This is a genomic window from Streptomyces sp. NBC_01390 (genome assembly GCF_045040105.1).
In the GTDB taxonomy this organism is placed as follows: Bacteria; Actinomycetota; Actinomycetes; order Streptomycetales; family Streptomycetaceae; genus Streptomyces.
This window is the reverse complement of sequence record NZ_CP109551.1, coordinates 9,303,549-9,322,295: the sequence shown is the minus strand read 5'-3', so window position 1 is coordinate 9,322,295 and position 18,747 is coordinate 9,303,549. Positions and strand designations below refer to the sequence as shown.

Below are 18,747 nucleotides of genomic sequence, written 5' to 3'. Positions count from 1 at the left end.
CGCGAGACCGCGAGACCGGCGGCCGAGCATGCGCAGGTACGTTGACCAGTACGCTGGTACCCATGCACCAGGGTCGGTCTGTCGGCCCGGACGATCGACTCCCCGCTTCGGCGGGGACTCTCATGGGAGGCTGCCGCGGTGACGGCCCCAACTGACTCGCGTGACCGACGCCCGCGCCGAACTGCACGCAAGCGGGTCGTCGACACTGGCCGGCGGGACGAACTGCTGCGCCAGGCCGAGACGATCATCCTGGCCGAAGGCTTCACCGCGGTGACCATGGACGAGCTCGCCCAGCGGCTCGGATGCTCCAAGGCGACGCTGTACAGCCTCGCCTCCACCAAGGAACAGCTGGTACTCGCGGTCACCCGCACCTTCTTCCGGGAAGCGACCGCCGTGATCGAACAGGCCGTCCAGGCCGAACCCGACCCCCGGCAGCGCATCCGCGTCTACCTCAACGGCGTCGGCACAGCCATGCGCCGGCACTCCCACGCCTTCTACGACGACATGGTCGGCTACGAGCCGACGGCGCAGATCTACCGCAAGAACTCCGACGCCGCGGCGCACCGAGTCCACGAACTGATCGAGGAGGGCGTCCAGGCGGGCGTCTTCCGCGCTCTCAACGGGCACTTCGCCGCCCATGTCGTGGCGGTCACCATCGACGCGGTCCAGTCCGGAGCCCTCCTGGAGCGGACCGGCCTGACCGCCGGCGACGCCTTCTCCGAACTCGGCGACCTCCTCCTGGACGGACTCAGCTCGACACAGGACCGAGAAAGGTAAGTGGACCGACTTGCCTCCGGGATGACGGGTGCGTTACCTTTCCGAAGGTGAGTCCATCGACTTACCTCACTTTTCGGCAAGGAACAATCACCATGAATCGTCTTGCGGGCAAGCGTGCCCTCATCACCGGCGGTACGAGTGGTATAGGCCTGGAGACCGCGCAGCGATTCGTCGCGGAAGGCGCTCAGGTGCTGGTCACGGGGGTCACCCCGGCCAGCATCGAGAAGGCGCGGCAGATCCTCGGGGACGAGGTGCCGGTGATACAGGCCGACGCACGCGATCTCGACGCGCAGCGCGGCCTGGCGGAGCAGGTACGGGAGCACTTCGGGAAGCTGGACGTGGCGTTCCTGAACGCCGGTGTCTCGGACTGGCGGCCCTTCGAGGCGCACACGGAGGACAGCTACGACCGGCTCTTCGACATCAACGTCAAGAGCGTCTTCTTCCTCACCCAGGCCCTGGTGCCCCTGCTCACCAACCCGTCCTCGGTCATCCTCAACGCGTCCAACAGCGCGCACGGCGGCTACGCGCACTCGAACGCCTACGCCGCGACCAAGGCGGCCGTCGGCTCCCTGATGCGGTCGTGGAACGCGGACCTGCTCACCTCGCACGGCATCCGGTTCAACGCGATCAGCCCCGGCCCGGTGGACACCCCGCTGTACCGCAAGCTGGGCATCGAGGATCCCGAGCAGCAGGCGGCCGTTCTGGAGGCGATCAGCGCCGGCATCCCGCTGGGGCGCATGGGCAAGCCCGAGGAGATCACGGAAGCCGTCGTGTACCTGGCTTCCGACGCCTCCGCCTTCACTGTGGGCCAGGACCTTATCCTGGACGGCGGCCAGACCATCTTCTGAGATGCGAGGATGCGGCTGAGAGACGGGAAAAAGGGGCGTGGACATGACGACGGTGGACCGCGACCGAGCGGAAACCGGTGACGGCACGTGCGAGGCCGGGTACCACGCGCAGATCAAGGCGGAGAACCGCGCGCGCATCATCCGCGCCGCCCGCGACCTCTTCCTCGCCCGGGGATACGCCAAGACCTCCCTGGCCCAGATCGCCAGGGAGGCGAGTGTCTCCACGGGCACCCTGTTCAAGCGGTACCCCTCGAAGGCCGCGCTGTTCGCAGCCGTCACCTCCGAGCAGTGGGAGCTGGACGTGCAGTACGTCGAACCGCCCCCGCCAGGCGATCCCCAGTACGGCCTGATGCACATCGGCCGTGACTACGCCTGCCTGGTCTCGCGTCCCGGCACGGCGGCCCTGTGCCGCCTCGTCATCACCGAACTTCCGCAGATGCCGGAACTCGCCGACATCGTCGGCACCGGCTTCGCCATCGATCGCGGACCCTTCTTCGACCGGCTCCGCGACTACCTGGAGGCCGAGGCAGAGGCCGGCGCACTCGCCTTCCCCGCGACCGACGGACAGACGCAGCCGGCCTCCGCGGTGGCCGAACAGTTCCTCGGCATGATCTGCGGCCAACTCCTGTGGCCTCAACTCGTACGGACCGACTTCGTCCCGCCCACCGACCCCGTCGACAGCACGGTCGTGGACGAAGCCGTCGCCCTCATGCTCACCCGCTATCGCGCCGGATCCTGAACCCGGACCACCAGCCGGACCACCAGATGGTCACACCGCTCAGCTGCCGAGAGCCCGCCGGATGAACTCCTCGCGGGTCGCGTTGGAGGCGCGTGACACAGCCGCGTCAGCCGCCGACAGGTCGGACCCGTGGAAGGCTCCGCCCCACATGTGCAGATCGACGCTGACGCCCGCCTCGGACAGGCGGCCGACGCAGGTCAGGATCTCGTCGCGGAACCGTTCCTAGTGACTGGTCGCCGGTGCGGCGGCATCGGCTGCTGCTGTCGGTTGGCTCATGCCGAGTTCCTCACTCTGTCTCGCCCTGTCTCGCCCCCTTGGCGCGCTGTGTCGTATCGCGCGCCGGGCCGTCAGGGGCGGTCGATGCCCTCCCACAGGTCGAGGACCTGCTGGTAGTGGGCGGTGCCCTCGAAGGGAGAGTTGCCGACGGTTTCCGAGGTGGGCTTGTCCGTGACGGCGGGCCACAGGCGGGAGTGCTCGCCGGTGGCGAAGTCGATCAGGATGTCGCGGATACGGGTGTCACGCTCCGCCTGCTCCGCGCTGCGGCCCGGCTGTTCCTGGCCGACCAGGGCGTGCATCTCGGTGCCGTGCACGGCGGGCGCGCCTTCGGCGGGGCCGATCACCAGGAGGTGGGCGTTGCCGCCGGCGGCGGCGTGGGCCAGGGCGCCGCGGGCGGCGGGGATCGCGAAGAGGTAGTCCGCCATGACCGCGGCACGGACCTCGGCCGGGGTACGGCCGCCCTGGTCGTAGGCGTCGACGATCCTCTGCGCGCGGGAGCGGGAAATACGCCACCCCGCGACCTCGTCGACGACGCGGTCGATGGTGCCCGGGTCGAAGCGTTCGAGGTCGTTCGCCACCCACCAGCCCATGTCGTCACTGGCCATGCTCAGCAGGACGTCGACATCGCGGTGCGCGCCCGAGGCGAGGACGTCCATGGGGTGGGCGTGCACCACCGCGCCGGGCTGCCCGACGTCCAGGACGACGCCGGTGGCCTTGTTGTCCACCCCGCCGCGGACTCCGAGGTCCGTCGGGAGGACCTTGCGCAGGGCGTCGCGCAGGGCGAGCGGGTCGAGGTCGAGCACCTTCTCCGGGTTGTCCGCGACACCGAGTTCGGTGACGAACCGGTGTGCGAGTTCCTCGGCCCACCAGGCCGGGATGGAGCGGGCGGGCCCGCCGGAGAACCCGGCCAGGCGCCGGTACAGGCCGTCGGCGGAGGAGGCGCCGAGGAGTCCGAGGGAGGAGTAGGCGCCGCCGCTGTGGCCGTAGACGGTGACCTGGTCGGGGTCGCCGCCGAAGTGGGCGATGTTCCGCTGGATCCAGGTGAGCGCGGCGATGATGTCCTGGAGGAAGAGGTTGCCGGCCTCGGCGAGCTTCCCGCCGTACTGCGAGAGCGAGATCGCGCCCAGGGCGCCGAGCCGGTAGTTGATGGACACGCCCACCACGCGCCCCGTCGCGGCGAGACCGGAGGCGTTCGAGGTGATCTGCGTGTTCGCGCCGACCTCGAATCCGCCGCCGTGGATGTACACGGTCACCGGGAGCGCCTTGCCGGCCGACTGCTCGGGGGCCCACACGTTCAGGTTCAGGCAGTCCTCGCCCATCCCGCTGTCCGCTTCGAGCCAGTCACCGCTGTCGGGCTGGATCGAGACGACACCCTTGCGGTCGTAGGGGAGGCCTGGATCGAAGTCCGCGACCACGGGGCGGCGGTACCGCTCAGCGGTGGCATACGGGATTCCCCACCAGGAACGCACTCCGGGTGCGGTCAGGGCCTTGGGAACGGAGGCGGTCATGACGTCGGATTCCTTCCGTCGCGGATCGGGTGCTTCGCGCGGCGTGGCGGCTGCTGTTCGCTCGCGGTCACGCTCTCCGAGCATCCCGTGGAATCCGAACCATCGGCCGGCGGGCAGCGGCCACCTGGTGGTCACCAGGTGACACTTCGCTGCTCCCCCGCCTCCTCGTAGCACGGGCAGGCTGGGGCGGCCTGCGATCCTGCTGTCAGCACACTCAGCGCACCAGGTGGACCTTGTCCGGAGGGAGCCAACCGAGCAGGGCACAGCACCGTGCCACCGGTGAGCAGCCGCTCCCGAGGTCGAGCAGCAGCGGTGCGGCGAATGACGGAAAGCCGAGCTCAGTGGGCCGGACCGAAAGCCGGCGGGGGCCGTGCGCACGGTCCTGTGTGCGTCAACTCCGGGAGGCGGCGCCGTCCCCGCCGTTCGATATTCAGAAGATGCGACGACACTCGGTCATTCGCCCCCGAGCCTCCCGGGCACCACTGAGGCGAGGCGCGCTTCCATGGCCCAAGGCCGGGGCCCGGTCAGTTCTTCGCGGTCGCCGGAAACAGGCGCCCGACGGCCGCGACGATGGCGGCCCGGCGCGCCGCCAGGAACGTGGCGCGGTCTTCGTCGTGCGGGGGTCAGCAGGTCGGGCTGGGCAGCCCAGGCCGTGGAGATCTGGTGGACGAAGACCAGGATGTCGACCGGGTCCCAGCCGTCGTCCAGCCGGCCGGCTTCCTGAGCCTCGCGAAGTTGCTCGACCTTACCGGTCACCGTTTCCCGGAAGGCGTCGTGCGGACGGGAGTCGTCGGCGTCCAGCTCCAGTTGCCCCCAGCTCATGAGCCGGAAGCGGTCGGGGTGCTCGGTGAAGTAGTCATGCAGGCGGCCGGCGTAACCGGGCAGGTCGGTGGGGTCCATGCCGGTCGCTTCGCTCACGGCCGCGAGTTCCTGCGTGGAGACGAACCGGTAGAGGGCCACCTTGCTGGAGAAGTAGGCGTAGACGCGTTCCTTGCTCGTCCTCGCGGCCTTCGCGATCCGGTCGATCCGCGCCCCGGCGATCCCGTACTGGGAGAACTCGGCCTTGGCTGCACTGACGATGCGGTCGCGGACCGAGTCTGCGCGGGTTGCGGTACTCATACCTCCAGGCTACCCGACCGAACCGTTTGGTTTGCCACTGGACGATGGTCGGCGTACGCTTACACATACATTTAAAACCGAACTGTTTGGTTTCACATCAGGAGATTCGCATGCAGCACAGGACACTCGGCACCCAGGGCCTGACCGCCTCGGCAATCGGCTACGGCTCGATGGGCCTGACCATGGCCTACGGTCCCGGTGACGAAGAGGCGGGCATCGCCGCCATCCGCCGCGCCCACGACCTGGGCGTCACCTTCTTCGACACCGCCGAGCTCTACGGCCTGGGCACCGGCTCCAACGAGATCCTGGTCGGCAAGGCGGTCAAGGACTTCCGCGACGAGGTGGTCCTGGCCACCAAGTTCGGCTTCGACCTGTCCGACCTGTCTGACCTGTCCAAGGGATTCGGCGTCAACAGCCGCCCCGACAACATCCGCAAGGTCGCCGACAACAGCCTGCGCTACCTGGGCGTCGACCAGATCGACGTCTTCTACCAGCACCGCGTCGACCCCGACGTGCCGATCGAGGACGTCGCGGGCACCGTCAAGGAACTGATCGACGCGGGCAAGGTGAAGTACTTCGGCCTCAGCGAGGCCGGCCCGGAGACGATCCGCAAGGCGCACGCCGTCCAGCCCGTCTCGGTCCTGCAGACCGAGTACTCGCTCTTCGAGCGCGAGGTCGAGCAGCTCTTCCCGCTCCTCAAGGAGCTCGGCATCGGCTTCGTCCCCTACTCGCCCCTCGGCCGAGGCTTCATCACCGGCACCGCCAAGCCCGCCGGCACCTACGACGCCACCGACATGCGCAACACCGACCCGCGCTGGCAGCCCGGCAACTTCGAGAAGAACGTCGAAGCCGTCGACCGACTCAGCGACCTGGCCAGGGCCAAGGGCATCACCGTCTCCCAGCTCGCCCTGGCCTGGCTGCTCGCCCAGGGCGAGGACATCGTCCCGATCCCGGGCACCCGCAGCGCAGCCCGCATGGAGGAGAACGCCCACGCGGCCGACGTCACCCTCACCGAGGCCGACCTCGCCGCGATCCACGAGATCCTCCCGACCGGCGGCTTCGGCGCCCGCTACGCCGAAGAGCACACCCCCAACTGGGTCTGACCCCAGCCCGAGCGGACCTCCGAATGCGGACCTCCGAATCGATCGGGAGCCCCACGGCATGAGCGCCCCTCACCCTGACGGTCAGGGGCCCTCGGGCCGTCGCCGCGCTCCGCTCACGGGTGGGGCCCGGAGTCGCGGGCCGCGAAGGCGGCCGGGGTGAGACCGGTGCGGTCGCGGAAGAAGCGGCCGAAGTTCGCGGGATCGGTGAAGCCGAGGTGGACGGCCACGGCCCGGGCGTCCCACCGGGCCACTCCCAGCAGGCGTCGGGCTTCGAGAAGGCGCCGCTCGTCGATGAGTTCACGTACGCCCTTGCCGGTGGCGTCCCGGGCGGCGCGACTCAGGGTGCGGACCGAGCAGCCGAGCAACTCGGCGTAGTCCGCGGCTTGGTGCAGTTCGCGGAAGTGCAGTTCCAGGGCGTCCAGGAAGCGGCCGTACCTGTCGGCGAGGCCCGCGCCGGCCGTGACCGTGCCGACGGGGGCGATACCCGGGGCGCCGGCCAGGCGCAGCAGCAGGGACTCGAGCAGGCTGCGGCGCAGGGCGTGGTGGACGTCGAGGGGACGGCGCCCGAGGGCGCGGTGTTCGTCCAGGAGCTGGAATGCCGTCTGCAGGAGCCAGGCGGCGTCCTCGGGGTGCGGGCTCAGCACGGCAGGCGCGTCGTGCGCGGTGAGCGGGGCCAGGAGACGGGCCAGCTCGGGCCGCAGTACATCCGGTTCGAACATGATGAACGGGCCGCGGGCGGTGCCGGGCGGATGCCAGCACAGCGTGTGTCCGGGACGCCCCCAGAGCCACTGGCCGGGGGCGACGGTCCGCGTGACGTGGTCGATGTCGTGCCGCAGCTCGCCCTCGGTGACCGCGATGAGGTAGTGGAAGCCGGCGCGGATGGGTCGGGGCGGGTTCCACGGCCAGTTGTCGTGCTGGGCGAAGAAGTCCTCGATGGTGTTCACCTCCAGCCCGTAGGGAGTGCCGACCGGGGGCTGGAAACCGTACAGCGGAAACACGGCCTGTCCGGCCTGTCCGCTCGGCCTGAGGTGTCGCTTGTCGACCATCACGTGTCCGCAGTCTACTGCCCTTTTCCGTCTCTTTCAGGGAGAGGATGGGCTGCGCCCCGCCGCGACCACCTCCTGAGGAAGGCACCGCCCCATGAACGGAACGGACCTGCACAAGACCGCCGCCGACTGCGCGGAGGAACTTCCCGGAGCAGCGCTGGAGCACCCCTTCGGCCCCGACTGGGAGGTGTTCAAGGTGCGCGGCAAGGTGTTCATGCTGATGACCGAGGCGCCGGGGCGTCCTGTCGTGATCCTCAAGGCGGACCCCGCCGAGGCCCACGCCCTGCGGGAGCAGTACAGCCACATCACCCCCGGCTACCACATGAACAAGAAGCACTGGATCACCCTGGAGGGCGGGGAAGGCGTCGACAAGGAACTCGTCCGGGAACTCGTCACCGAGTCCTACCGGCTCGTCCTCGCCCGCCTGCCCAGGGCCGAGCAGCCCGTCGACCCGCGCACGTACGGCACAGGCACAGGCACCGGCACGCTGGCGGCCCGGTGAGCGCGGCCGGCGACCGGCTCCAGGACACCGCCCGTCGGGCTGCCCTGGCCCTGCCCGACGTCAGCCACGGCTACCCCTTCACCCCCGGCCTCGACGTGTACAAGGTCGCGGGCAAGGTGTTCCTGATCGTCACCGACGACCCGGACGAGCAGATCATCACGGTCAAGTGCGAACCCGAACACGCCCGCGCCTACGTGCACGACCACGCCTCGATCACACCGGGCCGCTATCTCGACAAACGCCACTGGATCTCACTGGGGCCGGGCCCCGGCGTCACCGAACGGCTGATCACCGACGCGGTCGAGGATTCCTACGACCTGGCCGTCGAGCGACTGCCGCGACGCGACCGTCCCGGGGCTCGATGAGCGCCGCGCACCTCCCCGCGAGCGGCTGAGCCCAGACCTGATGTCAGTGCCCCGTGCGAGGCTTGTCGTGTCCACACACGTCGTCCACACCCCTCCGCCTGCGACCCGAGAGACCGATGGAACCGACCGAAGCGACCCTGCCGCTCTTCGGCGAGGAGCCCGCCCGGCCCCTCGCCGACCGCCTGCGCCCCACCCGGCTGGATGAGGTCGTCGGGCAGGATCACCTCCTTGCCCCGGACGCCCCGCTGGGCCGCATGGTCGCCCAGCAGCGCCTCAGCTCCGCCATCCTGTGGGGCCCGCCCGGTGTCGGGAAGACGACCATCGCCCGGCTCCTCGCGGACGCCGGCAGCCTCGCCTTCGAACCGGTGTCGGCCACCTTCTCCGGCGTGGCCGACCTGCGCAAGGTCTTCGCCGCCGCACGGAGCCGACGCGGCATCGGCCAGGGCACCCTGCTGTTCGTCGACGAGATCCACCGCTTCAACCGTGCCCAGCAGGACAGCTTCCTCCCCTACGTCGAGGACGGCACGGTCACCCTGATCGGCGCCACCACGGAGAACCCGAGCTTCGAACTCAACGGCGCCCTCCTCTCCCGCACCCAGGTCCTCGTCCTCAAACGCCTCGACGAAGCAGCGCTGTCCACGCTGCTCGACCGTGCCGAGCAGCTCACCGGTCACCGTCTGGCGCTGGACGACGACGCCCGCCGCGCCCTGATCGCCATGGCGGACGGCGACGGCCGCTACCTCCTCAACATGGCCGAACAGCTCCAGGCCATCCCGGCCACGGGGACTCCCCTGGACACCGCCGGGCTCGCCCATCACATCCAGCAGCGCGCCCCGCTGTACGACAAGGCGCAGGAGGGCCACTACAACCTGATCTCCGCGCTGCACAAGTCGATGCGCGGCTCCGATCCGGACGCGTCCCTGTACTGGCTCGCCCGCATGCTCGACGGCGGCGAGGACCCGCTGTTCGTGGCCCGCCGTCTGGTCCGCTTCGCGAACGAGGACATCGGCATGGCCGACCCGCACGCCGTCCAGCAGACACTCGCCGCCTGGGACGTGTACGAGCGACTCGGCTCCCCCGAGGGCGAGTTGGCGATCGCCCAGGCCGTCGTCTATCTCGCCACCGCCCCCAAGTCCATCGCCGTCTACCGCGGCTTCAACGCCGCACACAGCGCCGCCCGCCGCACCGGCTCACTCATGCCGCCCGCCCACATCCTCAACGCCCCGACCCGACTGATGAAGAACCTCGGCTACGGCAAGAACTACCAGTACGACCCCGACAGCGCCGACGGCTTCTCCGGCGCCGACTACCTCCCCGACGGCATGAACCGCGAGACGTACTACCAGCCCACCCGCAACGGCTACGAAGCCCAGATCACCGAACGCCTGCGCCACTGGGCCACTCTCCGCGCCCGAAGACAGGGCGGCTGACGGGCCGACGCCCGCGAAGACTCGGCCCGGCCGGGGAAAACGCAGACGGTGCACCCGAGTCGTCCGTGACGGGCCTCGACACGGTCGTCGACCCGCCGGGCGATCTCGGCCGGGTCAACGCCCGCGCACAGCCGGGTGGACAGCGCCGAGTGCAGGGGCGGGTTTGGCCGTTGTCGCCCTCGATCGCGCTGCGGAAAGTGCGGCCTCCACCGCACCGACTCCGGCGGCCTGTCGGCCCTGCCGACCAGGGCCCGGAGCTCCGAGCGGCGCGTCGCCCTGCCGACGCCGTGCCTGCGCTCCCCCGACCGCGAACAACACCGCGCCCCTCTTTGGCTCCGTCTCTCGGCGGTGTCAGTCGCTCAGGGCCGTGCGCAGGGTGGTGGCCATCAGGTCGATGGCCTCCTTCCCTTCCGGGGCCGGGCCGGCGTGGGTGAAGTAGTGGTCGACGTCCTCGAAGACGCGGTGGGTGACGGGGACGCCGGCGGCCTCAAGGGCCTTGGCGTAGGCGGCGCCCTCCTCGTGCAGGCGGTCGTTCCGCGCGGTGATGACCAGGGCGGGCGGCAGTCCGGCGAGGTCGTCGGCGAGTCCGGGCGAGACGAGCGGATGGGTGAGGTCCGCCGGGTCCGGGACATAGGCGGCGGTGAAGATCCGCATGAGCTGGGGCGTGAGCAGCGGCTTGGCGATGGGGGAATGCTTCGTGGCCGGGTCGGCGACTTGGTCGAACGGCGCCGAGTCGAGGAGCTGGAGCCGGGGCGTGAAGGTGCCGCGGTCTCGTGCCGTGCGGCAGACCGCGGCGGTCAGGTTGGCCCCGGCGCTGTGTCCCCCCACGGCGAGTCGCGAGCCGTCCCAGTCGTGGGCCTCGCCGTTCTCGGCGACCCACGCGGTGACGTCGTACGCCTGGGTGACGGGGGCGGGGAACGGATGCTGCGGGGCCACGGCGTAGTCCACGTTGATCACGACGCAGCCGGCCTTGGCCGCTATGTAGCGGCAGATGTGGTCGTCCTGCTCGTGGCGGGCGACCACGAAGCCGCCGCCGTGCAGGTTGACGTACACGGGGGCGGGGGGCTCGGTGCCGACCGGCGGACGGTAGACGGTGCACGTCACCGGGCCGGCGCCGGTCTCCACCCGGAGGGTCTCGGTGCGCTTCGGGATGTCGGTGAAGCGCAGGTCCTTGTGCACATGGGACATCACGCGGCCGAGCAGCAGCTGGATCGCTCTGGCCTTGATTCCGGGGCTGAATGGCATGGCTCGGTCACCCATCACTGCAACATTGAACTATCAGGATTCCTGATAATGAACGCTGCTCCCACATCGCGCAATGGGGAGACGGGTACCGGCTTCACGGGAGGGGCGGGAAACCGGCTTCCACGCCCGGTCGGCACGCCTCATGGGCCCAGCGGCCCGCCCCTCCCCTCCCGCCCCGAAGCCGGTCAGCCGGTCAGCCGGTCAGCCGGTCATGGCGTCCCGTACGAGCGCCGTGTCGACGAACTGTTCGAAGCGCACGATGAGTCCGCCGCGTACGACGAAGTGGTGGGCCACGCGGACGTCGATCGGCTTGCCGGTCGCCTTGTTGGCGGCGGTGTAGCGGGCCAGGACGACGACGTTCTCGCCGTCCACGACGTACGTGTCGTCGTGCGCGGCCCAGCCCTCCCAGTCCTGGCCGAGCTTCTCCATCACGCCGGCGGTGACCCCGTCGGGGGTGCGGTAGGTACCGGCCAGCGGGAAGCCGGCCATCTCCGTCCACTCCACGTCGGGCGCGAGAGTGGCCCGCAGAGCATCCAGATCACCGGCCGCCGAGGCCAGGTACTGCCGCCGTACGACGTCGGCGGGAGCCGTGGAGGTCGCGAACTCGCCCATGGTCAGCCCCACTTCATCTCGCCCTTGGCGACCTTCGCACCGATCTGGGCGGCGATCAGCATCCCGTTGTCCGGGTACCGGGCCACGAGCGCCTCGGTCAGCGCGGCGCCGTCGGCCGCCTTGCCCAGCTCCTCCTCGAAGGCCACCAGGTACTCACGGGTGGCGGAGATCGCGGTCGCATCGGCCGCGGTGCCGGGCAGGCGGTGGCCGGGGACGACCAACTCCGGGGCGAGGGCGGCCATTTCGTCCAGCAAGCCGATCCAGGTGGCGCGCGACTCGGGGGTGGCGGTGTCGGCGACCCAGACGTGCTCCTGCTGGAAGAGCAGGACGCCGCCGAGCAGGGCGCGGGACTCGGCCTGCCACAGGTAGTGACGGTCGGGCAGTCCGGCCGGGCCACCCTTCAGCTCGAAGCGGTGACCCTCCAGGGTCAGGTCACCGGTCAGCGGGGTGAGGTCGACCAGACGGGTCGGCAGGTTGGGACCGAGCGCCGCCCAGGCCTTGAGCTTGCCCTCGTAGGAGTGAGCGATGTGCTCGATGACGATCGGGGTCGCCACGAAGACCGCATCCGGGAACGCGTCAGCGATCACTTCGGCACCGAAGTAGAAATCGGGGTCCGCATGCGACACGAAGACCGTGGTCAGCGTCTTGCCCGAGTCGAGGATCTCCGCGGCCAGGCGGTGACCGTCCGCGCGGGTGAACGCGGCGTCCACCAGCAACGCGTCCGTCTCACCGGTGACGAGGGTGGCCGTCTTGTTCTTGCTGCCGGCCGGGAAATCCAGGTCCAGGACCTTGAAGGACAGGGCACTCATCGAAAGCTCCTTGCGGGTAAGGGTGTTGGCGAGGGCGTTGAGGGTGGCGAGGGGATGCAGGGGTGACGGGGAGAGTGGGGACGGGGAGGTTCAGGGGGTACGAAGGGTCGCGAGCCGCTGGTCGACCTCGTCGGCGGTGGCATGGCCCCGGGCCAGGTTCGTGACACGGTCGCCGTCGACGGCCAGGAGGGTCGGGAAGCCGGTGACGCCCAGCGAGGAAGCCCGGTGGAAGTCGACTCCGGCCGCGACCCGCACCCCGGGCCCTTCGAAGGCGGCCACCACCGCGTCGGCGTCCAGGCCGGCCGCCTCGGCGACCTTCCGGTAGGTCGCCGGGTCGGAGAGGCTGAGCCCGTCGACGTAGAAGGCCCGCTGCAGCGCGATGGCGAGCTCGGACGCACGGGCGGGAGCGGCCTCGCGCAGGGCGGCGACCCCGCGGGCGGCGACCTCCGAGTCCATCACGAACGAACCGTCGGCTATCAGATCCTCGTACGCCTCACCGAACTCGGCACCGGTCAGCTCGGCGATCTGGTCGTTGGCGCCCTTGACGTACCCGAACTGGCTGATCGGCACCCGGCGCGAGCCGGTGAACAGACCGCCGGACACCACCTCCACCGGGATCTCCGGGTGACGGGAGACGATCTCGCTCAGGGTTCCGGAGAACCCGTGCGACCAGCCGCAGTATGCGTCGAACGCGTAGACGAGCTTCATGGGGGACCTCGGCAGGGGTGGGGCGCCCACCCGGTGCGAGCGCTTCGCCTGAGAGAACAGTATCTGACGCATCAGATATTTCCCCGCATCCGTCGCCCCCATGTGGCGCCCACCACACCCGCGCCACCACACCCGCGCCCGTCGGGTCAGGGCAGGCGGGGCAGCTCGTCGCGTGCGGAGTGACTGAGGATGCGCAGGTCCTCGCTGAACCGCTCCCAGTCCTCGGGCGGCAGCGGTGCCACGAAGTAGCGGCGTATGTTCTCGACGTGCAGCCGGGACGCCCGCACCACGGTCTCCTCCCCCAGCCCGGTCAGCCGCACCAGCCGGCCACGCCGGTCGTCCGGATCCTCGGCTCGCTCGACGAGTCCGGCCGCCGCCATCCGGTCGACGAGACGCGTCGCACCGCCCGTGGTCAGCACCTGCTCCTGGGCGACGGCCCGCATCGACAGCCCCGGTTCACCCGCCCGCCCCAGGATGAGCAGCACCTCGAACATGAGGTGACTGATGCCGCACTCCTGCTCCAGGGACCGGCCGAGGATGTACTCCAGCCGGTTCGCCGCCCCCTGCAACCGCCCGAACGCCAGCACAAGCGCGTTGTTCGCGGCCTCACGCGGCGACGAGATCTCCGCCTGCCCAGCCGCGTCGGCCCCGCCGCCGTCACCGTCGCTCACGCCCTCCACAGCTTCCATCCACCGATCATCCCGCGTCCGAGATTTAGCAGAGTGCAAAATTTACCCTGAGCAATGATTGAATCCCTCCTCACTCCCGTACCTCCTGACGTACGAGCCGCTCACTTCAGGAGGCACCATGCCCATCTCGGCCAAAAAGGCGGGGAACGTGTTCGTGTTCGGCGCTCTGGGGCTGACCCTCACCGCGCTGGCCTACCCGGCCATGGTCGGGGTGCAGAACACGACGAGTTCACCGGACCGTGTCATCGCCAACACCCGGTACGGCCCGCTGACCGAGGCCGACCGGGACTTCGTGGTGAAGGTGCGCGCGGCCGGGCTGTGGGAGTACCCGCTGGGCGAGATGGCGATGCAGCGGGGCACGACCCCGGAGATGAGGGAGGCCGGCAAGCACCTGATCGTCGGTCACGCCGGCCTCGACGACATGTGCCGCAAGATCGCCCCGGAGCTGGGGGTCGCGCTGCCCAACCTGGCGTCGCCGCAACAGCAGCAGTTCGTGGCCACCGCCGACGCGGCCACCGGCAAGGAGTTCGACTCCACCGCCGTCGCCATCATGCGGGTGACGCACGGCCAGATCTTCCCGGTCATCGCCAAGACCCGCGCCACCACCAGGAACTCCATGGTCCGCGCCCTGGCCGACCTGGCCAACGACACCGTCCTCGACCACATGACCGTGTTGGAGAACACCGGTCTGGTCAACATCGACCAGGTCAACTTCCAGCAGAGCACGCCACCGAAACTGCCCAAGGACAACACGACCCCGCCGCCGCCCCAGCAGGGCGCACCGATCGTCGCGCTCACCCCGCGCCCCGACCTCAACATCCACACGGCCGCCCCGGCGCCCACGGGCCCCTCCACCCCGTCGCCGTCGGCGGGCTGAGAGACCCCGGGCGCCGTCTGCGCGCTCAGAGACCCCGTGATGGGAGACTCCGGACCGGGGTCTTCCGGCCGGGGAGCTCCGGTACCGGGGAGTTCCGATGCCCGGGAGCTCAGTTGCCCGGGAGCTCAGTTGCCCGGGACGGTGTCAGACGATCACGGTGTCCACCCAGCCGAGCGGGTGGGTCTCCGTGTCGTCGGCCGCCGGGGCCGGGGGCTCGCCGCCCGCCTCGGTGAACACGGTGAGCGCCTCGACGAGCGACGCCCGCTGGGCGGGGGCGAGACGGGCGACGATCCCGGAGATCTCGGCCCGCCGCCGAGCCGTGACGTCCTCGACCGTACGACGCCCCTCCTCGGTGAGGCCAAGCTGCGTCTCACGGCGGTTGTCGGGGTTGAGGTGCCGCTCGGCGAGGCCTGCCGCGATCAGCCGGTCGACCATGCGCATCGCGGTGGACGGGGCCACCTGGAGCAGGTCGGCGAGCGTCACCAGCTTGGTGTCCCCGCGGGTGGACAGCACGACCAGCATCCGGAACTGCGGAAGTGTCACGCGTTCCTCGACCGCGGCGAGTGACCGGGCGGAGACCGCCACCAGCAGCCGTGACGCCGTCAGCACCGCACGGGTCACCGCGTCAACATCGTCCATGTCCCCTGCAGGGGTCTCGCGGTCCGCCATGGGTCCTTTCTACCGTGCCGAAGTGACCGCTCCCGCCCGCGCGGGGAACAGATTGCCGATTCACCCATGACCCCGGCGGCGGAGCGGGAGGTTCTGCGCCGCAGGTGGGCGGCTACCGGCGATGATCCCGCGGTTGTAGCGTGACCGGGTGCCGGACAACGACTCAAGTGACGTGATCGACTCTTCCGACGGGTACCGGGAACTGGGCGAGGCCGCCTGGTCGTGGGTGCTGGACCAGATCCGTGAGGACGACGGGCCGTGGTTGCCGGAGACGGTGTCCGAGGAAGCGGCGGACGACGGCCCGGACCCCGTACCCGCGAAGGACCGCGACTCCCTGTACGGAGGGATCGCGGGCCTGGCCCCCGTGCTGGCCGAGATCGCCCGCCACCGCGAACTCACCGACCGGGAGCGGTCGTTGGCGACCGGCATCGTGACGAGACTGTCGGCGGCGGCACGAACCCGGACGGAACCCTCGCTGTACGACGGTCTCGCCGGCGATGTGACGGGGCTTCGGCTGCTCGCGCCGGGCACGGAGTCGGTCGCGCTGCGGCGGCTGGCCGAGCTGGCGGCGCCCGACGGCTGGCGGACCACCCTCGGGTTCGAAGAGGGCTCCGACGCGCCCCTCAACGACATCATCATGGGCGCCGCGGGCGTGGTGCTCACCGCGGTCTGGGCGGGCGGCGAGCACGCGGAGTCCATCGCGACGACGGGCTGCGAGGCGCTGCTGCGGGTGGCGCACCGTACGGAGGCCGGTCTGGACTGGGGCATCGGGGCGGCCACCGAGTGGCGGGCGCCGAACTACTCGCACGGCACCGCCGGAGTGGCCTCGGCGCTGGCCGTGGCGGGGGCCGCGCTGGGCCGCGAGGACTTCGTCGAGGCGGCCGTCCGGGGAGCCCGGCACGTCCTGTCGGTGGGCTCCCTGGACGACGGCGGCTTCGTCGTTCCGCACACGATCCCGCCGTCGAAGCGTGAGGTCGAGCCGGTGACGTACACCTGGTGCCACGGTCCGGCGGGCACCTCGCACCTGTTCTCGGCGCTGGCGCACGCGGGCGTGCCGGAGGTGTCGGGGCTGGACGTGGGTGAGCTGCGGCAGCGTTGTCTGACCTCGATCCTCACCTCGGGTCTCCCCCAGCGGCTGCGCCCCGGCTTCTGGGACAACGACGGCCGCTGCTGCGGCACGGCGGGCGTGGGCGACGTACTCCTGGACGCGGCTCAGGACAGCGCGGACCGGGATACCGTCGAGACCCTGGTGCGGGCGGCTCGCGTGATGGGCGACGCGTTGGTGGAGCGGGCCGTCAGGGACGGGGCGGGCGCCCGCTGGCGGTTCGTCGAATACCGTCTGGAGTCCCCGCTGCTGCCCCCGGGCACCGCGTGGATGCAGGGCGCGGCGGGTATCGCGGCGTACCTCTTCCGGCTCGCCCGCTTCCTCGACACCGGGCCCGAGGCGGGGGTGGTGGACCGGCCGGACCAGTGGTGGGCGGTCCCGGAGCGGCTGCGCGTCGCGGGCGGTACGGCCGTCTCCTGAGCACCCTTGAGCGTCCTCGGCGGACCGCCGGTATGCGTCAGGTCAGCGCCTGCTTCCTCCCCCGCCCCGTACGGCAACGACCGAACACGTCCGAACGCGCACGGTGAGTTCGCGTACGTCCGGCGCGGTGGGGGTGGGGCGCCTCAGTGGGCCCAGTCGCCCCGGACATGGCCCAGGTGCCGGGTCATCACGGTCCGTACCCGCTCGGTGTCCCGGGCGAGGAGCGCGTCGAGGATCTCCAGGTGCTCCTCGGCGGTCGACTTCAGCAGGCCGCGCTCGGCCAGCGCGGTCAGCCCGTACAGCCGGGACCGTGCGCGCAGGTCGCCGACGACCTCGACCAGATGCTGGTTGCCGGCCAGGGCGAGCAGACCGAGGTGGAAGCGGCGGTCGGCCTCGACATGGGCGATGAGGTCGCCGCTCTCCGCCGCGGCCACGCTTTCCTCCGCGTGCGGGCGCAGCGCCTCCAGATCGGCCGGGTCGGCGGTCGCGGCGAGACCGACGGTGGTCGGGATCTCGATCAGTGACCGGATGTGCGTGTACTCGTCGAGCTGCCGCTCGGAGACCGTGGTGACCCGGAAACCCTTGTTGGGTACGGGGTCGACCACGCCCTCCTTCACCAGGTCGAGCATGGCCTCGCGCACCGGGGTCGCCGAGACGCCGAAGCGGGCGGCGAGCGAGGGCGCCGAGTAGACCTCGCCGGGCCGCAGTTCACCGGCGACGAGCGCGGCCCGGAGGGCGTCGGCGACGCTCGCCCGGTAGCTGGGCCGCGACCCGCCGATGCTGGGCAGGGCGGGCCCGGTGCGCTGAGCGGCCATGGGTTCTCCTGGATGGATCTCGGTTCGTGCGGTGTTCAGAGTACGAACCCGGCCGGGAAGGGATCGTCCGGGTCCAGCAGGTACTGCGCGGTGCCCGTGATCCAGGCGCGGCCGGTGATCGTGGGGATCACCGCCGGACGCCCGGCGACCTCGGTGTCCTCGACGAGCCGCCCGGTGAACGACGTGCCGATGAAGGACTCGTTCAGGAAGTCCTGGTGCAGCGGGAGTTCACCCCGTGCGTGCAGCTGGGCCATCCGGGCGGAGGTGCCGGTGCCGCACGGCGAGCGGTCGAACCAGCCGGGGTGGATGGCCATCGCGTGCCGGGACCGGGTGGCGTTCGAGCCGGGGGCCGCCAGGTAGACGTGGTGGACGCCGTTGATGGTCGGGTTCTCGGGGTGTACGGGGGGACCGTCGGCGTTGATCGCGTCCATCAGGGCGAGTCCGGCGGCGAGGATGTCGTCCTTCCGCCCGCGCTCGAAGGGCAGGCCGAACTGGTCGAGGGGCAGGATGGCGTAGAAGTTGCCGCCGAAGGCGAGGTCGTACGTCACCGTGCGCCCGTCGGCGAGGGTGGCCTTGCGGTCCAACTCCACCGCGAACGAAGGTACGTTGCGGATCGTGACGGCCTTCGCCGCGCCGTTCTCCACCGCCACCTCGGCGACGACGAGCCCGGCGGGGGTGTCCAGGCGGATGGTGGTGACCGGCTCGACGACGGGGACCATGCCGGTCTCGACGAGCACGGTCGCCACCCCGATCGTGCCGTGGCCGCACATCGGCAGATAGCCGGAGACCTCGATGTAGACCACGCCGTAGTCGCAGTCGGGTCGGGTCGGCGGCTGGAGGATCGCCCCGCTCATCGCGGGGTGCCCGCGCGGCTCGTCCATCAGGAAGTGCCGTACGTCGTCCCGGTGTTCACGGAACCACAGTCGGCGTTCGTTCATCGTCTCGCCGGGGATCGGGCCGATACCGCCGGTGACGACCCGGGTCGGCATGCCCTCGGTGTGCGAGTCGACGGCGTGCAGGACGAGCTTGCTGCGCATGATCGCGATCCTCTCAGGTTCACTCGGGTCGATGCGGGTCGGCCGGCC

At 70.6% G+C, this 18,747-nt stretch carries 20 protein-coding genes; 9 read left to right on the top strand and 11 right to left on the bottom strand.

The window, feature by feature from the left end; translation table 11 throughout:
• Nucleotides 1-138: 138 nt before the first annotated feature.
• From OG241_RS41865 to OG241_RS41855, 3 genes are all read left to right on the top strand, one after another.
• A complete protein-coding gene (locus OG241_RS41865) occupies nucleotides 139-777 on the top strand; it encodes a TetR/AcrR family transcriptional regulator (protein WP_405823184.1) in 639 nt (212 codons plus the stop codon).
• Between the two features lie 92 nt (nucleotides 778-869).
• Complete coding sequence (locus OG241_RS41860; RefSeq protein ID WP_405823182.1) at nucleotides 870-1,625, top strand: SDR family oxidoreductase; 756 nt, start codon at nucleotides 870-872, stop codon at nucleotides 1,623-1,625.
• A 43-nt stretch (nucleotides 1,626-1,668) separates the two neighbouring features.
• The gene (locus tag OG241_RS41855) at nucleotides 1,669-2,364 is read left to right on the top strand and encodes a TetR/AcrR family transcriptional regulator (protein ID WP_405823180.1); all 696 of its coding nucleotides are present in this window, start codon (nucleotides 1,669-1,671) and stop codon (nucleotides 2,362-2,364) included.
• A 347-nt stretch (nucleotides 2,365-2,711) separates the two neighbouring features.
• Here the strand turns inward: OG241_RS41855 and OG241_RS41850 are convergent, their stop codons facing one another.
• Nucleotides 2,712-4,148, bottom strand: a complete 1,437-nt coding sequence (locus OG241_RS41850; RefSeq protein ID WP_405823178.1) for a carboxylesterase family protein — start codon at nucleotides 4,146-4,148, stop codon at nucleotides 2,712-2,714.
• 453 nt (nucleotides 4,149-4,601) lie between these two features.
• Nucleotides 4,602-5,267 (bottom strand): TetR family transcriptional regulator, encoded by a 666-nt coding sequence (locus OG241_RS41845; protein WP_405823176.1) that lies wholly within the window; start codon nucleotides 5,265-5,267, stop codon nucleotides 4,602-4,604.
• Between the two features lie 110 nt (nucleotides 5,268-5,377).
• On the opposite strand from OG241_RS41845, the gene OG241_RS41840 reads away from it, so the two are divergent.
• On the top strand, nucleotides 5,378-6,370 hold the full coding sequence (locus OG241_RS41840; RefSeq protein WP_405823174.1) for an aldo/keto reductase: 993 nt from the start codon (nucleotides 5,378-5,380) through the stop codon (nucleotides 6,368-6,370).
• 113 nt (nucleotides 6,371-6,483) lie between these two features.
• Here the strand turns inward: OG241_RS41840 and OG241_RS41835 are convergent, their stop codons facing one another.
• Nucleotides 6,484-7,419 carry a helix-turn-helix domain-containing protein gene (locus OG241_RS41835; protein ID WP_405823172.1) on the bottom strand — a complete coding sequence of 312 codons (936 nt, stop codon included), beginning with the start codon at nucleotides 7,417-7,419 and terminating at the stop codon, nucleotides 6,484-6,486.
• A 91-nt stretch (nucleotides 7,420-7,510) separates the two neighbouring features.
• Here OG241_RS41835 and OG241_RS41830 point away from each other — a divergent pair, with 91 nt between their 5' ends.
• The 3 genes from OG241_RS41830 (at nucleotide 7,511) to OG241_RS41820 (ending at nucleotide 9,713) form a co-directional block, all read left to right on the top strand.
• A complete protein-coding gene (locus OG241_RS41830) occupies nucleotides 7,511-7,918 on the top strand; it encodes an MmcQ/YjbR family DNA-binding protein (protein WP_405823170.1) in 408 nt (135 codons plus the stop codon).
• Complete coding sequence (locus OG241_RS41825; protein WP_405823168.1) at nucleotides 7,915-8,283, top strand: MmcQ/YjbR family DNA-binding protein; 369 nt, start codon at nucleotides 7,915-7,917, stop codon at nucleotides 8,281-8,283. Before OG241_RS41830 ends, OG241_RS41825 begins: the two co-directional genes overlap by 4 nt.
• A 116-nt stretch (nucleotides 8,284-8,399) precedes the next feature.
• A complete protein-coding gene (locus tag OG241_RS41820) occupies nucleotides 8,400-9,713 on the top strand; it encodes a replication-associated recombination protein A (protein ID WP_405823166.1) in 1,314 nt (437 codons plus the stop codon).
• Between the two features lie 351 nt (nucleotides 9,714-10,064).
• Here OG241_RS41820 and OG241_RS41815 read toward each other — a convergent pair whose 3' ends face one another.
• From OG241_RS41815 to OG241_RS41795, 5 genes are all read right to left on the bottom strand, one after another.
• Nucleotides 10,065-10,958, bottom strand: a complete 894-nt coding sequence (locus OG241_RS41815; protein WP_405823165.1) for an alpha/beta hydrolase — start codon at nucleotides 10,956-10,958, stop codon at nucleotides 10,065-10,067.
• Between the two features lie 201 nt (nucleotides 10,959-11,159).
• A complete protein-coding gene (locus OG241_RS41810; protein ID WP_405823163.1) occupies nucleotides 11,160-11,570 on the bottom strand; it encodes a nuclear transport factor 2 family protein in 411 nt (136 codons plus the stop codon).
• Between the two features lie 2 nt (nucleotides 11,571-11,572).
• A complete protein-coding gene (locus OG241_RS41805; protein WP_405823162.1) occupies nucleotides 11,573-12,379 on the bottom strand; it encodes an MBL fold metallo-hydrolase in 807 nt (268 codons plus the stop codon).
• 90 nt (nucleotides 12,380-12,469) lie between these two features.
• Nucleotides 12,470-13,087: a DsbA family protein gene (locus OG241_RS41800; RefSeq protein WP_405826729.1), complete on the bottom strand. Its 618-nt coding sequence runs from the start codon at nucleotides 13,085-13,087 to the stop codon at nucleotides 12,470-12,472.
• A 146-nt stretch (nucleotides 13,088-13,233) separates the two neighbouring features.
• On the bottom strand, nucleotides 13,234-13,776 hold the full coding sequence (locus tag OG241_RS41795) for a MarR family winged helix-turn-helix transcriptional regulator (RefSeq protein ID WP_405823160.1): 543 nt from the start codon (nucleotides 13,774-13,776) through the stop codon (nucleotides 13,234-13,236).
• 118 nt (nucleotides 13,777-13,894) lie between these two features.
• Between OG241_RS41795 and OG241_RS41790 the strand changes: the two genes are divergently transcribed.
• Complete coding sequence (locus OG241_RS41790) at nucleotides 13,895-14,653, top strand: DUF4142 domain-containing protein (RefSeq protein WP_405823158.1); 759 nt, start codon at nucleotides 13,895-13,897, stop codon at nucleotides 14,651-14,653.
• A 144-nt stretch (nucleotides 14,654-14,797) separates the two neighbouring features.
• Here OG241_RS41790 and OG241_RS41785 read toward each other — a convergent pair whose 3' ends face one another.
• Complete coding sequence (locus OG241_RS41785; RefSeq protein ID WP_405823157.1) at nucleotides 14,798-15,322, bottom strand: MarR family winged helix-turn-helix transcriptional regulator; 525 nt, start codon at nucleotides 15,320-15,322, stop codon at nucleotides 14,798-14,800.
• A 172-nt stretch (nucleotides 15,323-15,494) separates the two neighbouring features.
• Here OG241_RS41785 and OG241_RS41780 point away from each other — a divergent pair, with 172 nt between their 5' ends.
• On the top strand, nucleotides 15,495-16,847 hold the full coding sequence (locus tag OG241_RS41780) for a lanthionine synthetase LanC family protein (protein ID WP_405823155.1): 1,353 nt from the start codon (nucleotides 15,495-15,497) through the stop codon (nucleotides 16,845-16,847).
• 143 nt (nucleotides 16,848-16,990) lie between these two features.
• Here OG241_RS41780 and OG241_RS41775 read toward each other — a convergent pair whose 3' ends face one another.
• Both OG241_RS41775 and OG241_RS41770 read right to left on the bottom strand, forming a co-directional pair.
• Nucleotides 16,991-17,662: a GntR family transcriptional regulator gene (locus tag OG241_RS41775; protein WP_405823154.1), complete on the bottom strand. Its 672-nt coding sequence runs from the start codon at nucleotides 17,660-17,662 to the stop codon at nucleotides 16,991-16,993.
• A 35-nt stretch (nucleotides 17,663-17,697) separates the two neighbouring features.
• Nucleotides 17,698-18,699, bottom strand: a complete 1,002-nt coding sequence (locus OG241_RS41770; protein WP_405823153.1) for a proline racemase family protein — start codon at nucleotides 18,697-18,699, stop codon at nucleotides 17,698-17,700.
• Nucleotides 18,700-18,747 lie beyond the last annotated feature (48 nt).

Coding starts and splice junctions, on each gene's coding strand:
- OG241_RS41860 (WP_405823182.1), top strand. CDS start 870: ATGAATCGTCTTGCGGGCAAGCGTGCCCTCATCACCGGCGGTACGAGT.
- OG241_RS41855 (WP_405823180.1), top strand. CDS start 1,669: ATGACGACGGTGGACCGCGACCGAGCGGAAACCGGTGACGGCACGTGC.
- OG241_RS41850 (WP_405823178.1), bottom strand. CDS start 4,148: ATGACCGCCTCCGTTCCCAAGGCCCTGACCGCACCCGGAGTGCGTTCC.
- OG241_RS41845 (WP_405823176.1), bottom strand. CDS start 5,267: ATGAGTACCGCAACCCGCGCAGACTCGGTCCGCGACCGCATCGTCAGT.
- OG241_RS41840 (WP_405823174.1), top strand. CDS start 5,378: ATGCAGCACAGGACACTCGGCACCCAGGGCCTGACCGCCTCGGCAATC.
- OG241_RS41830 (WP_405823170.1), top strand. CDS start 7,511: ATGAACGGAACGGACCTGCACAAGACCGCCGCCGACTGCGCGGAGGAA.
- OG241_RS41820 (WP_405823166.1), top strand. CDS start 8,400: ATGGAACCGACCGAAGCGACCCTGCCGCTCTTCGGCGAGGAGCCCGCC.
- OG241_RS41815 (WP_405823165.1), bottom strand. CDS start 10,958: ATGCCATTCAGCCCCGGAATCAAGGCCAGAGCGATCCAGCTGCTGCTC.
- OG241_RS41810 (WP_405823163.1), bottom strand. CDS start 11,570: ATGGGCGAGTTCGCGACCTCCACGGCTCCCGCCGACGTCGTACGGCGG.
- OG241_RS41805 (WP_405823162.1), bottom strand. CDS start 12,379: ATGAGTGCCCTGTCCTTCAAGGTCCTGGACCTGGATTTCCCGGCCGGC.
- OG241_RS41800 (WP_405826729.1), bottom strand. CDS start 13,087: ATGAAGCTCGTCTACGCGTTCGACGCATACTGCGGCTGGTCGCACGGG.
- OG241_RS41795 (WP_405823160.1), bottom strand. CDS start 13,776: ATGGAAGCTGTGGAGGGCGTGAGCGACGGTGACGGCGGCGGGGCCGAC.
- OG241_RS41790 (WP_405823158.1), top strand. CDS start 13,895: ATGCCCATCTCGGCCAAAAAGGCGGGGAACGTGTTCGTGTTCGGCGCT.
- OG241_RS41785 (WP_405823157.1), bottom strand. CDS start 15,322: ATGGCGGACCGCGAGACCCCTGCAGGGGACATGGACGATGTTGACGCG.
- OG241_RS41775 (WP_405823154.1), bottom strand. CDS start 17,662: ATGGCCGCTCAGCGCACCGGGCCCGCCCTGCCCAGCATCGGCGGGTCG.
- OG241_RS41770 (WP_405823153.1), bottom strand. CDS start 18,699: ATGCGCAGCAAGCTCGTCCTGCACGCCGTCGACTCGCACACCGAGGGC.